Below are 14,371 nucleotides of genomic sequence, written 5' to 3'. Positions count from 1 at the left end.
ATTTTTTAATCAATATATACTAGCAGTCTCCGATTCTAATTGGGAGTCCATTTAGGGAAAATATAAGTGATTTTATTAAAACGAACTTTACAATTTTTTATCATCTGCGCGTTTTTAGGGCTCATTACCTTAGTAAGCCTTTATTATTACGTTAAATCTGATATCCCCAGTGTGCAAGTTTTAAAAGACGTGCAATTACAAACTCCTATGCAAGTCTTTTCGAAAGATGGTTTGTTAATCAACCAGTTCGGTGAAAAACGCCGCATTCCAGTGACTATAGAAGAGATCCCACAACCACTCATAAATGCTATTTTAGCCACTGAAGATAACCGTTTTTATGACCATATAGGTATAGATCCTATAGGTATTTTACGTTCAGCGCTCGTATTAATTTCAACTGGTGAGAAAAAACAAGGCGCAAGTACTATAACAATGCAGTTAGCTCGTAACTTCTTCTTAACACGTGAAAAGGCCTATATTCGTAAAGTAAAAGAGATCTTCATTGCGTTACACATTGAGAACTTACTTACCAAGGATGAAATACTCGCTTTATACCTAAATAAAATAGAGTTAGGTAATCGTGCTTTTGGTATCGGAGCCGCTGCACAAGTCTATTATGGTAAGCAACTAAACGAGTTAACTTTAGCGCAAATGGCAATGATTGCAGGCTTACCAAAAGCGCCTTCAGCTTTAAATCCGATCAGAAACCCAGTTCGCGCCAAGGCACGCCGTAATGTGGTACTCAGACGTATGCTTGATGAAGGTTATATCTCTCAAGCAGACTACAACCAGAGCTCTCAAGAACCAATTACGGCAAAATTTCATGGTGCCGAAATAGACTTATATGCGCCTTATATATCTGAAATGGTGCGTGCAGAAATGGTCGCTCGTTATGGCTACGAAAAAGCATATAATACCGGCTTTAAAGTTTACACCAGTGTTGAATCTGACGTACAAGCCGCAGCGCAAAAAGCACTCGTTGATAATCTCCATGCATACGATATGCGCCATGGCTATCGTGGCCCAGAGCAGCAACTGTGGGATTTTGAAACGCAACCTGCCCTAAGCTCTAGTGAAATTTTAGCAAAGCTTGAGCCGGTAAAAGAAATTGCCCCGCTATTAACGGCAGCAGTTTTGTCTGTAGGAGAGCAAACGGCAACAGTGTTATTAAAAAGTGGTGAGCAAGTCACTCTAGACTGGGATAATCTCAAATGGGCGCGCAAATACATTACGCGTTACCGTCAAGGTTTCCCACCAAAAACAGCTGCTGACATACTCAATCCAGGTGAGCAAATTTGGCTACGTAAAAATGACGATGGCAGTTATCTACTCAGCCAATTACCTGAAGCCTCAAGTGCATTAGTATCGCTGGATCCGAATGATGGTCGCATTAAAGCAATTGTTGGCGGTTATAGCTTTGAACAAAGCCAATATAATCGAGCCGTGCAAGCAAAACGTCAGGTCGGCTCTAACATTAAGCCGTTTATTTATTCTGCGGCGCTGAATAATGGTTATACCTTAGCGTCTATTTTAAATGATGCGCCAATCAATCAATGGGACAAGAGCCTAGGGGTTGCATGGCGACCAAAAAACAGCCCTGCGGTATATAACGGCCCAATCCGTATTCGTCGTGCTTTAGCACAATCGAAAAACGTTATTTCGGTGCGCTTACTGCGCGGTGTAGGCTTGCAGCGCACAGCTGATCACCTATTAAAATTTGGCTTTCAAAATAATGATATCAATCGCAGTGAATCGCTAGCTTTAGGTAGTGCGTCAATCACTCCTTTAGAGCTTGCCCGTGGCATGAGCACATTTGCCAATGGCGGTCATTTGATCACCCCTTATTTTATTAATGAGATTCAAGACTCAGCAGGTAATGTGTTATTTAAAACAAAACCATTATTAGCGTGTGATCCTGTTACGCCTCAGCTAACAATGACTCAATTTGAGTCCACTACAGGGTTAAATACCAGCCAAACAGCAAATCATTGTGCGCCGCGCATCATATCTAAACAAAACGCGTTTTTGATAGCTGATGCGATGAATAGCGCAATTTGGGGAGGCGGTAGTTGGGCCCATAAAACGGGTTGGAGTGGAACCGGTTGGCGTGCTCAGGTATTAGATCGTCGCGATCTTTCCGGTAAAACGGGTACTACTAATGACTCTGTCGATACTTGGTTTAGCGGCTTTAACCGTAATGTTATGACCTCGGTCTGGGTTGGATTTGATAATCCAGGTAACCCGCTTGGTCGCTCGACTTATAACAACAACATGGATAATACCCAGATCTCTGGTGCAGAATCTGGTGCTAAAACAGCTCAACCGGCATGGATTGACTTTATGCGAGTAGCACTCAAAGATAAGCCAGAAGCACCAATCGAGCCACCTGAAGGATTAGTGTCGGTACGAATCGATCTAGCAACGGGACTCTTGAGTCAAAAGAACGATTACACTAGTCGCTTTGAATACTTTGAAAAAGGCACCTCGCCCACTAAGTATGTGATGCAGCATGTAGAAAACGTTTTTGAAGAAGAGACTAAAACAGAAGAAGAGCTGTTTTAATATTACTATGTCGCAATATAAAATCGCTGCTACATAAAAAAAGCGCCAATCGGCGCTTTTTTTATTTTACAAACTCAGAGCTCATTTTAAGTTTTGTATTAACCAATATAAATCAGAATGCACGCCTGCTGCGGTAACTTCTTTGCCTGCACCAGGACCTTGGATCACCAACGCATTATCGCTATACCACTGACTGTTGATAACAAAGATATTATCACCTGGAGTTAAGTTAGCTAAGGCATCACCCTGTGTTGCATAAGCCAAACCGACTTTAGCGGTTACTTTGCCATCAGCAATTGTTAACGCACCGGTATAACGCAGTACTTTGTTTTCTTTGGCAGCTAACTGCGCTTTTTCAGCAATAAAGTCATCAAGCAACTGCTTATTAGCTAAAAAAGACTGCCAATCACCTTGCGCTAGTTGCTCTGGCATCAACGGTGTTAAGCCAATCTCATCAAGCTCTAAGGTGAGCCCTAATTCACGGGCTAAAATAAGCAGTTTGCGCTGCATATCACGCCCTGATAAATCTTCTCGTGGATCAGGCTCGGTGTAACCCATTTGCTGCGCTTGCAACACTAAATCGGAAAACGCCACACTGCCATCATAACTGCTACACAACCACGATAAAGTGCCTGAGAACACGCCTTCAATATGGGTAATACTGTCGCCACTGTTTTGTAAATCAGCTAACGCAAAATTAATTGGTAAACCCGCACCAACACTGGTGTTATAACGCCATAGTAAGTTACGTTCAGCTAAATTACGGCGTAAATTTTGATACCAGTCATTATTTGCAGTGCCCGCATATTTATTAGCACTGATCAGGTGACAATCTAAATTAACAAACGCCGGGTAAAGCTTACTAAACGCTTCACTAGCAGTAATATCAATCAGCACTTTGTGTTCGTAATCGAGTTCGCTGATACGTGTCAGTAAATCAGCTTCTTGGTAATCTATTGCTTCGTTTTGCCACTGTGACTGCCATTGCTCAAGCACGATACCACTTGGGCTGAACAACATAGAGCGCGAGCGTAATAAACCAACCAGCTTAACGCTGAAGTGTTGCTGCAAACGATTAAGCTGCTGACTTAGTTGCTCAATAAATACTTCACCAACATTACCAAGGCCAGCAACAATAATGGCAAGCTCTTGGCCTTTGTTAATCAGCTTATCATGCAATAAGGTCAATACATCACTATCAATAGATTGATCCGTTAGTAGTAATATGTAGTCTGCGTCTTGATGGCTAAAGCGCGGCACTAAACTTTGCTCACTAAGCACTTGCGTTGCTTGTTCAAATAATTGCGCTACATCATTTCGTGGCGCCACAACAGCGCAACCATGTAAGTTCGACTCAATAATATTAGCGCGCCCTTGCAAATGACTCACCACCTGATGAGTCGCTGCTGCCGGCACTAGTAAGTAGGTATCGCCGTTTTTAATAAAGTGATGCAAGCTGTGTTGAATAAGCTGACTTAATTCGCCAATTTCACCGCCACGCAGCTGATCAATACGCAGTAAATCAATATTTTCTAAGGTAGTGATAAAACGCTTAGCTTTGCTGTAACCTTCTTTGACAATTTCTGTCGCGCTAGCTTCGCTGTCGTAACTACTGCGAACGACTAATTTGATATCAGTATTTTTTAATGGCGAGAGAGTTTTAGCATGTAACACTGGGTTGCCCAAACGCGCCAGTAAGTTTGCTTGGCCACGACATACTTTAGAATACTTAATCGCTTTTTTTACTTTACGAGGGTCGGTACTAAACACCCCTTGGGTATCAGTCCAAATTGATACCTGACTAGCATGACAATAACTGCTTAACAAAGTCGCGCTGTAATCACTGCCATTGCGCCCCAAAGTAACTGTATTTGCTTGGCAATCAGCGGCTATAAAACCAGTAACAATATTAATGCAATTGGCTGAAATTAACTCGGCACAGGCTTGTTGATTTTTTTGATGTAATAATTGCCCATCATTAAGGGTAAACAATTGACGAGCATCAACATCTTGAGCTGCAACATTTAACTGTTTTAAATAGCTAGCCAATAATCGTGCCGACCAAACTTCACCGTGAGCAAGCAATGCGGCTTCCTGTAAGCTTTGCTGTTGAGTTTGCTGTGCAATTAAGGCTAGCTCTTGTTCTAATACGTTTAATGCCGTATGTCGCGCTGCTGGACTCAATAACTGCTCGATCAAAGTACGTTGATGATTATCAAGCTGCAATAAAATATCACTCACTGCCTGTTGATCACCTTGCTGGTAACTCTGCCATAGCGTAACTAACGTATTAGTAGTTTTACCGGCTGCGGATACCACCACACAATCACCGGCTTCCGTATGGGCTAGAATAATATTTGCTACGGCCTGATAACGCTCTGCAGAACTAAGGCTAGAACCACCAAATTTATGAACTATATTTACCATTTTTTATTACCACAAAGCCGTATGTGCAGGAGTCAGTTTAAATGAGCTTGATTGCTCATCATCTTGTTGTTGAACAGAGGAAGCGATTACTTTTGCGCCGTGCTGAGCTTGACCTGGTTTCACTTTATTGAATACACGATCTAAGTCAGCGATTAAATCTTTTACATCTTCAATGCCCACCGAAATACGGATCAGGGTATCACCTACTCCCGCAGCAAGACGAGCAGTTGCCTCCATACCTGCGTGGGTCATAGTTGCAGGGTGACAAATCAAACTCTCAACCCCACCTAATGACTCAGCTAAGCTAAATTCTTCTAAGCTGGTCAAAAATTCTGCAGCATCATTAATATCACCTTTGATATCAAAGCTTACCATGCCACCAAAACCACGTTGCTGCTGTTTAGCGAGTTCATGCTGTGGATGAGATACTAATCCAGGGTAATATACTTGGCTTACATAAGGGGAGTTTTCTAGATATTGGGCAATAATAAAGGCATTTTCTTGATGCTGACGTAAACGAACATTCAAAGTACGTAAACCACGTAACGTTAAGTAGCTATCAAACGGGGCACCGGTAATGCCAATGTTATTAGCCCACCAAGCAAGCTCATCACCCAACTCTTGGGTAGCGGCGATCACCGCACCACCAACAACATCTGAGTGACCGTTAATATATTTAGTGGTCGAATGCACCACAATATCAACACCAAACTCAATTGGGTTTTGCAAAGCAGGTGATAAAAATGTGTTATCGGCACCAACCAACGCACCGCACTGCTTAGCAATCGTGGTGATCGCTTTAATATCGGTTAACCGTAAGATAGGATTACTCGGTGTTTCAATCCAAATTAGCTTTGGTTTTATCTCAAGAATTTTTTGATGATTTTCAGATTTAGTTAAATCTAAAACCACTAACTTTAATAAGCCACGCTTTTCAAGTGAGGTGAATAAGCGGTAACTACCGCCATAGCAATCATGTGGGATCACTAAAGTATCGTCACTGTTTAGCAGCTGAGTAGCTAAATGCACCGCAGCCATGCCCGTTGCAGTGATAATCCCCTTAGCGCCACCTTCAAGCTTAGCGAGCGTTTCAGCGAGTAAATCACGGTTTGGGTTGCCGCTACGGCCATAATCATATTGGCGCTTTTTATCAAAATCAGCAAATGAGTAGGTGGTCGATAAATGAATGGGAGGCACAACCGCGCCGTGATGTTTATCTGCATCAATACCATTGCGTACTGCAATGGTTGCTTTATTCTTTTGACTCATACCGTCACCTACAATTAAATGGATGTTTAGACGTCTAAAAGGTTAGAGGATCAAATTTAATAAGTCAAAGCATTTATGCGGTTTTAGCCGCAAGATTAGAAGTAAAAACATTTAAGCCGCTAGATGGCTAAAAAACAAGTATTTGACTATCTTTTTTAACACGATAGAATTTCGCCATCTTTGCGCTGCAAAAGGTCGCGCAAACAATTAACAACCTGAGGCAACGATACATCCTATGGCTAAATGGAATGGTGAATATATTCACCCATACGCAGAACACGGGAAAAAATCAGAACAAGTTAAAAAGATCACCGTTTCGATCCCGCTAAATGTATTAAAAGTTTTGACTGATGAGCGTACTCGTCGTCAAATTAATAATCTTCGCCATGCAACAAATAGCGAATTACTTTGTGAAGCATTTTTACACGCATTTACTGGCCAACCACTGCCAAACGATGAAGATTTACGTAAAGATAATCCAGAGAAAGTGCCTGAAGAAGTGAAAAAAATCATGCTTGAAATGGGTCTCGAAGTACCTGTACTCAACGAAGATTAAGTTATCATTTGTATATATTCCTGCTTCAGGAATGGGCTACAAAAAAACCTCAGTAACGTAAGTTACTGAGGTTTTTATTATTGTGCCATTACCAATTGCAGCTAAGCAGCTACTCCATGTAGTTTTCCGGCATATCAATTTGTGCAACACCAGAATCAATTGCCGCTTGCGCTACTGCTTTGGCAATGCGCGGTAATAAACGCGGATCCATCGGTTTTGGAATAATATACTGCGCACCAAATTCAAGTGTCTCAACACCCGCCGCTTTTAATACTTCCGCTGGTACTGGTTCTTTAGCAATGCTACGAATAGCGTCAACCGCAGCAATTTTCATTTCATCATTAATTTTGCTTGCACGCACATCTAGCGCACCACGGAAAATAAATGGGAAACACAGCACGTTGTTAACTTGGTTTGGATAATCTGAACGACCCGTTGCCATGATTAAATCATCGCGAGCACCATGAGCAAGCACTGGAGAGATTTCTGGATCTGGGTTTGAACAGGCAAACACTACAGGTCGATCAGCCATTAGCTTAAGATCGTCAGGAGAAAGTAAATTCGGGCCAGATACACCAACAAATACATCGGCATCAGCAATAACATCTTGCAGTGTGCGCTTATCTGTATTGTTAGCGAATAACTGTTTGTACTCGTTTAAATCATCACGACGAGTATGAATAACGCCTTTACGATCTAACATGTAAATATGTTCACGCAATGCGCCACACTTGATCAGTAGCTCCATACACGCAACCGCTGCGGCACCGGCTCCTAAACAAACGATAATCGCATCTTCGATTTCTTTGCCTTGTACTTCAAGTGCGTTGATCATACCAGCAGCCGTTACAATCGCGGTACCGTGTTGATCGTCGTGGAACACTGGAATGCTACAACGCTCGATCAATGCTTTTTCTATTTCAAAACACTCTGGCGCTTTAATGTCTTCTAAGTTAATACCGCCAAACGTATCAGCTATGTTAGCAACTGTATTGATGAAATCTTCGGTGGTATTGTGTTTCACCTCAATATCTATCGAATCTAGACCCGCAAAGCGTTTAAATAATAACGCTTTACCTTCCATAACCGGTTTTGAAGCCAATGGACCTAAGTTACCTAAACCTAAAATAGCGGTGCCGTTAGTAATAACCGCAACCATATTGCCTTTACCGGTGTATTTGTAGGCATTAGCGGGATCAGCAGCTATTTCACGTACCGGTTCTGCAACACCGGGGCTGTATGCGAGTGCAAGATCCTGTACGGTTTCAGCTGGCTTTGTAAGCTCAACGCTAATTTTTCCTGGAACGGGGTGCGAATGGTAATGTAAAGCTTGTTCACGAAAGTCTGACATAACGCGATTTTATCCTGCAAGTAAGTTAAGTTGAAAGTGAGAGTAAGCAGTTCTTATATCTTATAGGGAACGATACCTATATTATAATTAAATTCAAGCAATATCAGGTCTATCCTGTTATATGCTATATCCGTTAATTTTATGCGTTTTGTCAGCATTTTTTGCAAAAAAGCTTCAATTTTCGGCTATAAAAACGCCACAAAGCATCAAAAAACCCATCTTAAAATGCTCATTATGCAACGCTTTAAAGCAAAAATAATGACCTATGACTAAAAACCATCAAAGTAAGACGTTAACAACATTTAACCGCAAAAGACCTAACTTTACCGACAAAAACGTTTAATTTATCGCTTTAACGAGAATGACAATATAGTCAACAAATCACTATTTGTCTGTTATTTACTCGCTATACTGGATATAAAAGTGGGAAATAGTCACAACATAATGAATGCGTAAAGCTGGAGCACTAGAGCAAGAAATAAAGACTAAAAGGCGGTGTTTTTAATAAATAGCAGGCATAAAAAAAAGCACCCTAAGGTGCTTTTTCCGACAAAACAACAAGAATTACTTGCTGCTAAGTGAACCGAAACGCTTGTTAAAGCGATCAACACGGCCACCTGTGTCTAAAACTTTTTGCTTACCAGTGTAAAACGGGTGACACGCAGAACATACGTCTAAGTGAATGTCTTTACACAGAGTAGAACGAGTTTCGAATTTATTTCCACATGAACATGATGCTGAAATTACTTCGTACTTAGGGTGAATACCTTCTTTCATAGAAACCTCTAGTTAAGGCCGCATCGCTCTCCAAACCCGGAGTCTGGCACCATACGTCGTTAAAACAAATTATTTAGGACGCGTATTCTAAGCAACAACCCCACTTGCTACAAGCTTTAAATGTCGTTTTTGCTAATAAAATGAACAAAAGTTTTAAAGAAGATATTTGCAGGTAGGTTTTCAGCCATAATTTTAGTACATTAACTCCCTTATTCGTTCTTGTTTGGGTTGTTATGAGTTTTGTTGAAGTTGCTATAAAAGTACCGTTGCATCGCACCTTTGATTATCGCATTCCAGAGCAACTCGATGGTTTATCGGTGATGCCTAAAGTCGGTGCGCGGGTATGGGTGCCATTTGGTAATCAGCGCAAAGTTGCGGTAGTACTGGCGCTAAAAACCAACACCGATGTGCCGGTTAATAAACTTAAAGCAGTGCTTGAAGTGATTGATGATGAAGCCGTTTTATCAGAGCGACATATCGAATTATTGCGTTTTACTGCGCGCTATTATTGCTACCCACTAGGTGAAACAATTCATATCGCCCTGCCTGGCGCGCTGCGTCAAGGACTGTGCCCAGATAAAAGCAGTATTAGTATGGTGGCACTAACTGAAAAAGGCGCTAAATTACCGTCTTTAAAAGCAAAGAGCCAACTAAGCTTACTCAAACAACTGGCAGATTCGGGTAAATCATCACTTACAGAATTAAAAGCGCTGGGGTTTAGTAAAAAAACTATCGACAGCTTACTTAACAAAGAGCTGATCAGCCAAACGATTGAACACGACAACCAATGGCAACAACAACTCCCCACCGTAGGCACTAAGCCGACTCTAAATAAAGAGCAAGCAGTAGCCTGTACCACCATTAATCAAGCGGTCGGTTTCAATAGCTTTTTACTAGAAGGTGTTACTGGCAGTGGTAAAACCGAGGTTTACTTACAATGCCTTGAAGAGGTTTTAAAACGCGGTGAACAAGCACTCGTACTAGTGCCTGAAATTGGCCTTACGCCACAAACGGTTAATCGATTTCGTCGTCGCTTTCCTGATACGCCGATTATGCTGTGGCATTCAGCACTGACCGATAACGAACGCTTACAAACTTGGCGCTTTTGTGAAAAAGCCAGTTGCGCAATTGTGATTGGTACACGTTCGAGTATCTTTTTACCATTTTTAAAGCTTGGTATGATCATTGTTGATGAAGAACATGACGGTTCATTTAAACAACAAGATACCTTACGTTACCATGCCCGTGATTTAGCCGCATACCGCGCTTTTCAACATAAAATACCGCTGATCTTAGGCTCAGCAACCCCGGCGCTCGAAACCTTGCATAAGGCAATTCATAATAAATACCAACTACTGAGCCTAACGCAACGTGCGCAAACCAGTACCGACAATAAATTTCAGCTGATTGATATGAAAGGCCAGCCGGATCAAGCCGGTATAGCTCATGCCAGTCTTGCCACTATGCGTCAGCATTTAAAACGAGGCAAACAAGTGATGGTATTTTTAAACCGTCGCGGTTTTTCGCCTACCCTGATTTGCCATGAATGTGGTTGGTTAAGTGAGTGCACACGTTGCAGCACTAGTGCGACTTTTCACAAAGCCATCGGCCAGATGATTTGCCATCACTGCGGTGAGCAAGAACGCGTGCCGCACCAATGTCCAGATTGTGGTAGTACACAAATATTTCCTAACGGCAAAGGCACCGAACAAATAGAAGAGTTTTTAACTACCGAGTTTCCTGATACCCCGATTAGCCGGATTGACCGCGACTCAACGCGTCGTAAAGGCAGTTTAGAAAAAGCCCTAGACGATATAAACCAAGGCGGTGCACGGATTTTAGTTGGCACCCAAATGCTTGCCAAAGGTCATCACTTTGCTGATGTGAGCTTAGTATTGATCCTTGATGTCGACGGCGGCTTGTACTCGTGCGACTTTCGTGCCACAGAGCATTTAGCACAATTGGTTACTCAGGTGGCTGGCCGTGCTGGGCGCAGTGGCGAACCGGGTCATGTATTATTGCAAACTCACTTTCCCGAGCATCCTTTATTACAAGATTTAGTCAATAATGGTTATCAAGATTTCGCCCGTTTTGCACTGCAAGAGCGCGATGACGCACAGCTACCACCAATAACTAATATGGCGATTGTCCGCGCTGAAGGTCACAACATAAAGCAAGTGGTCGATTTTTTAACAGATTTAGTTCCAGTCCAAGGTCTAACTGGTATACAATTGCTAGGTCCGATCCCTGCACCGCTCGAGCGAATTGCGGGGAAATATCGCTTTCAATTGCATATTCAAGCGCTCGAACGCCCTCTATTACACCAATATCTCGCGCAAATGGTAGACTACTTAAGTACCAGTAAATTAGCGCAAAAGGTGCGATGGAGCTTAGATGTAGATCCAATAGATATGATTTAAGGTTAGAAGCCCAATACCACCATGGCACAACACGATTTTATTAATAAAAAACCGGGCAACCGTAATAGCAAAAAAACAGCGCCACCGAAAAAACCATTCCCCGTATTATTAGTACTGGTTACCGTACTACTTGTTGGCGGTTTTAGTTTTGGTTTATGGTATGTCAAAACCAATGCAGATCCAAAGCTGGTTGAACAACAAGCAAACCCAACACCTGCAAAAGTGCAACAAGAGTTGCCTAAACCACGCCCTCCTGAATTCATAAAAGAAATCAAAGAGCATGAAATTCAAGTTGAAGTAAGAGAGCTTGAACAAAAAGGCCCTTATGTAATGCAATGCGGTTCGTTCAGAACCCATGGCCAAGCAGAAACCTTAAAAGCTAAAATTGCATTTGCCGGATTAATCGCCGAAATTCGTGAAACAACCGGCACTAAAGGTGTCTGGTATAAAGTGCGTTTAGGTCCTTATAAAACCAAACGTTTAGCCGAAAGTGATAAAAACAAACTAAAGCGTAGCAAAATAACTGGTTGCGGAATTTGGAATTGGACTTGATTTTAGCCCATTAACCCATATTAACTCATCATCAATCGCTTTTAACGAGTCGCCCCTGCGACTCGATGATGAGGAATAACATGACCACTATTGTAAGTGTACGTCGCGGCGATAAAGTCGTCATTGGTGGCGATGGCCAAGTTTCACTTGGTAACACCGTAATGAAGGGCAACGCCCGCAAAGTTCGACGCCTTTATAATGGCAAAGTGATCGCCGGTTTTGCTGGCGGCACTGCTGATGCCTTCACCCTGTTCGAACGTTTTGAAAGCAAGCTTGAAATGCACCAAGGCAACCTAACCAAAGCCGCTGTTGAAATGGCTAAAGATTGGCGTAGCGATCGCGCCTTGCGCAAACTCGAAGCATTGCTTGCTGTTGCCGACTCCACAGCCTCACTGATAATTACTGGTAACGGTGATGTTGTGCAGCCTGAAAATGATTTAATTGCCATTGGTAGTGGTGGTAACTTTGCCCAATCAGCTGCAACTGCCCTACTTGAAAACACCGATTTAAGCGCCCGCGAAATTGTTGAAAAAAGCCTGACAATTGCCGGCAACATTTGTGTATTCACAAATAACTTTCAAACCATCGAAGAATTGTAATAGGAACTGCTATGTCTGATATGACTCCCAGAGAAATCGTTCATGAACTTGACCTGCATATAATTGGTCAAGCAAAAGCAAAAAAAGCAGTGGCTATTGCCCTTCGTAATCGCTGGCGCCGCATGCAATTAGATGAAGATCTTCGCGCTGAAGTAACGCCGAAGAATATCCTGATGATTGGTCCAACCGGTGTTGGTAAAACTGAAATTGCCCGTCGTTTAGCAAAACTTGCCAACGCGCCTTTCATTAAAGTCGAAGCGACTAAGTTCACTGAAGTGGGCTATGTTGGTAAAGAAGTTGAAACCATCATTCGCGACTTGGTTGATGTATCAATCAAAATGACCCGTGAACAACAAACTAAAAAATTCAAACATCGCGCAGAAGAAGCTGCCGAAGAACGTATTTTAGATGCACTACTGACTCCAGCTAAAGATTCGTCTGGTGAAAGCCAACGCGATGAAGGCTCTTCAACGCGTCAGATTTTCCGTAAAAAATTACGCGAAGGTCAATTAGACGATAAAGAAATTGATATTGATTTAGCCCAAGCACAACCAAATGTTGAGATCATGGCACCACCTGGTATGGAAGAAATGACCAACCAGTTGCAAGGCATGTTCCAAAATATGGCGGGTGACAAGCGCACTAAACGCAAACTTAAAATTAAAGAAGCGTTTAAATTATTGGTTGAAGAAGAAGCCTCTAAATTAGTAAACCCTGAAGAGCTAAAAGAGCAAGCAATCTTCGCAGCCGAACAAAACGGTATTGTGTTTATCGACGAGATAGACAAAATCTGTAAGCGCGGAGAATCATCAGGTCCAGACGTAAGCCGTGAAGGCGTACAGCGTGACTTACTGCCACTGATTGAAGGCTCAACCGTGAGCACTAAGCATGGCATGGTGAAAACTGACCATATGTTGTTTATTGCCTCTGGCGCATTCCAAATGGCAAAACCATCTGACATGATCCCAGAACTACAAGGTCGCTTACCTATTCGTGTAGAGCTTGAAGCATTAACCGCTGACGACTTTAAACGTATTTTAACCGAACCACATGCCTCACTGACCGAGCAACAACATGCACTACTTAAAACAGAGCAAGTAAATGTTGAGTTTAGCGACGATGCCATTGAGCGCATTGCCAAAGCTGCATGGCAAGTAAATGAGAAAACCGAAAACATCGGTGCTCGTCGTCTACACACTGTGATGGAAAAACTAATGGAAGAAATTTCATATGATGCATCCGAGCAGGCAGGCAGCAGCATCGTGATTGACGCCGCTTATGTAGAGCAGCACTTAGGTGCGCTGGTTGAAGATGAAGACCTAAGCCGCTTTATTCTTTAATTTTAAAACTAGGATCTAGAGCCTAGGTTCTAGGTTCTAGGTTCTAGGTTCTAGGTTCTAGGTTCTAGGTTCTAGGTTAATCACAAAGGTATAACAATGAAGCAAGTGATCAAGGTACATCATCACACCGTTAGTAAAACCCTTGATGTATATTTTGACGATAACAGTCATTGCACCTTTAGCTGTGAGTTTTTACGTGTTCATTCACCGTCTGCCGAAGTACAAGGCCATGGTAACGAACCAATGAAATTGGTACTCGGTAAATCGCAGGTTAGCATCAAAAACATCGAGCCAGTCGGCCACTACGCACTGCGTTTAGACTTTGACGATGGCCACAACAGCGGTTTATTTAGCTGGGCATACTTCAGCCACCTACAAGCCCAACATGACGATTTATGGCAAACCTACCAACAACGCCTCGCAGAACATCAAGCCAATAAAGACAGCGTACCGATCAAGTTTGTACCTTAGCGAGTTTGCGAGTTTGCGAGTTTGCGAGTTTGCGAGTTTGCGAGTTT

11 protein-coding genes are annotated in these 14,371 nt (G+C 42.4%); 7 read left to right on the top strand and 4 right to left on the bottom strand.

The features are described 5' to 3' along the window. Nucleotides 1-66 precede the first annotated feature (66 nt). A complete protein-coding gene (locus H5180_RS06350; protein ID WP_182757924.1) occupies nucleotides 67-2,562 on the top strand; it encodes a penicillin-binding protein 1A in 2,496 nt (831 codons plus the stop codon). A gap of 81 nt (nucleotides 2,563-2,643) precedes the next feature. On the opposite strand, the gene metL is transcribed toward H5180_RS06350, so the two are convergent. Then, on the bottom strand, nucleotides 2,644-4,989 hold the full coding sequence (gene metL, locus H5180_RS06345; protein ID WP_182735070.1) for a bifunctional aspartate kinase/homoserine dehydrogenase II: 2,346 nt from the start codon (nucleotides 4,987-4,989) through the stop codon (nucleotides 2,644-2,646). Nucleotides 4,990-4,995: 6 nt separating this feature from the next. Continuing rightward, complete coding sequence (metB, locus tag H5180_RS06340; protein ID WP_145238511.1) at nucleotides 4,996-6,258, bottom strand: cystathionine gamma-synthase; 1,263 nt, start codon at nucleotides 6,256-6,258, stop codon at nucleotides 4,996-4,998. Between the two features lie 235 nt (nucleotides 6,259-6,493). Between metB and metJ the strand changes: the two genes are divergently transcribed. Next, nucleotides 6,494-6,814 carry a met regulon transcriptional regulator MetJ gene (metJ, locus tag H5180_RS06335; protein WP_016709540.1) on the top strand — a complete coding sequence of 107 codons (321 nt, stop codon included), beginning with the start codon at nucleotides 6,494-6,496 and terminating at the stop codon, nucleotides 6,812-6,814. 109 nt (nucleotides 6,815-6,923) lie between these two features. Here metJ and H5180_RS06330 read toward each other — a convergent pair whose 3' ends face one another. Further along, on the bottom strand, nucleotides 6,924-8,165 hold the full coding sequence (locus H5180_RS06330; RefSeq protein ID WP_145238508.1) for a malic enzyme-like NAD(P)-binding protein: 1,242 nt from the start codon (nucleotides 8,163-8,165) through the stop codon (nucleotides 6,924-6,926). A 564-nt stretch (nucleotides 8,166-8,729) separates the two neighbouring features. Continuing rightward, complete coding sequence (rpmE, locus tag H5180_RS06325; protein WP_145238505.1) at nucleotides 8,730-8,942, bottom strand: 50S ribosomal protein L31; 213 nt, start codon at nucleotides 8,940-8,942, stop codon at nucleotides 8,730-8,732. Between the two features lie 233 nt (nucleotides 8,943-9,175). Between rpmE and priA the strand changes: the two genes are divergently transcribed. The 5 genes from priA (at nucleotide 9,176) to H5180_RS06300 (ending at nucleotide 14,324) form a co-directional block, all read left to right on the top strand. Continuing rightward, nucleotides 9,176-11,362: a primosomal protein N' gene (gene priA, locus H5180_RS06320; protein ID WP_149982625.1), complete on the top strand. Its 2,187-nt coding sequence runs from the start codon at nucleotides 9,176-9,178 to the stop codon at nucleotides 11,360-11,362. A 21-nt stretch (nucleotides 11,363-11,383) separates the two neighbouring features. Then, a complete protein-coding gene (locus tag H5180_RS06315; protein WP_182757923.1) occupies nucleotides 11,384-11,914 on the top strand; it encodes an SPOR domain-containing protein in 531 nt (176 codons plus the stop codon). Nucleotides 11,915-11,994: 80 nt separating this feature from the next. Beyond that, nucleotides 11,995-12,513 (top strand): ATP-dependent protease subunit HslV, encoded by a 519-nt coding sequence (hslV, locus tag H5180_RS06310; RefSeq protein WP_145238496.1) that lies wholly within the window; start codon nucleotides 11,995-11,997, stop codon nucleotides 12,511-12,513. 11 nt (nucleotides 12,514-12,524) lie between these two features. After that, complete coding sequence (gene hslU / locus H5180_RS06305; RefSeq protein WP_145238493.1) at nucleotides 12,525-13,853, top strand: HslU--HslV peptidase ATPase subunit; 1,329 nt, start codon at nucleotides 12,525-12,527, stop codon at nucleotides 13,851-13,853. A 96-nt stretch (nucleotides 13,854-13,949) separates the two neighbouring features. Further along, nucleotides 13,950-14,324 carry a gamma-butyrobetaine hydroxylase-like domain-containing protein gene (locus H5180_RS06300; protein ID WP_182757922.1) on the top strand — a complete coding sequence of 125 codons (375 nt, stop codon included), beginning with the start codon at nucleotides 13,950-13,952 and terminating at the stop codon, nucleotides 14,322-14,324. The last annotated feature ends 47 nt before the right edge of the window (nucleotides 14,325-14,371 follow it).

Origin of the sequence: Pseudoalteromonas sp. SR41-4 (assembly GCF_014163985.1) — a bacterium.
Taxonomy (GTDB): domain Bacteria; phylum Pseudomonadota; class Gammaproteobacteria; order Enterobacterales; family Alteromonadaceae; genus Pseudoalteromonas; species Pseudoalteromonas rhizosphaerae.
Note: the sequence above shows the minus strand (reverse complement) of the source record. Positions and strands in the feature narration are given on the sequence as shown.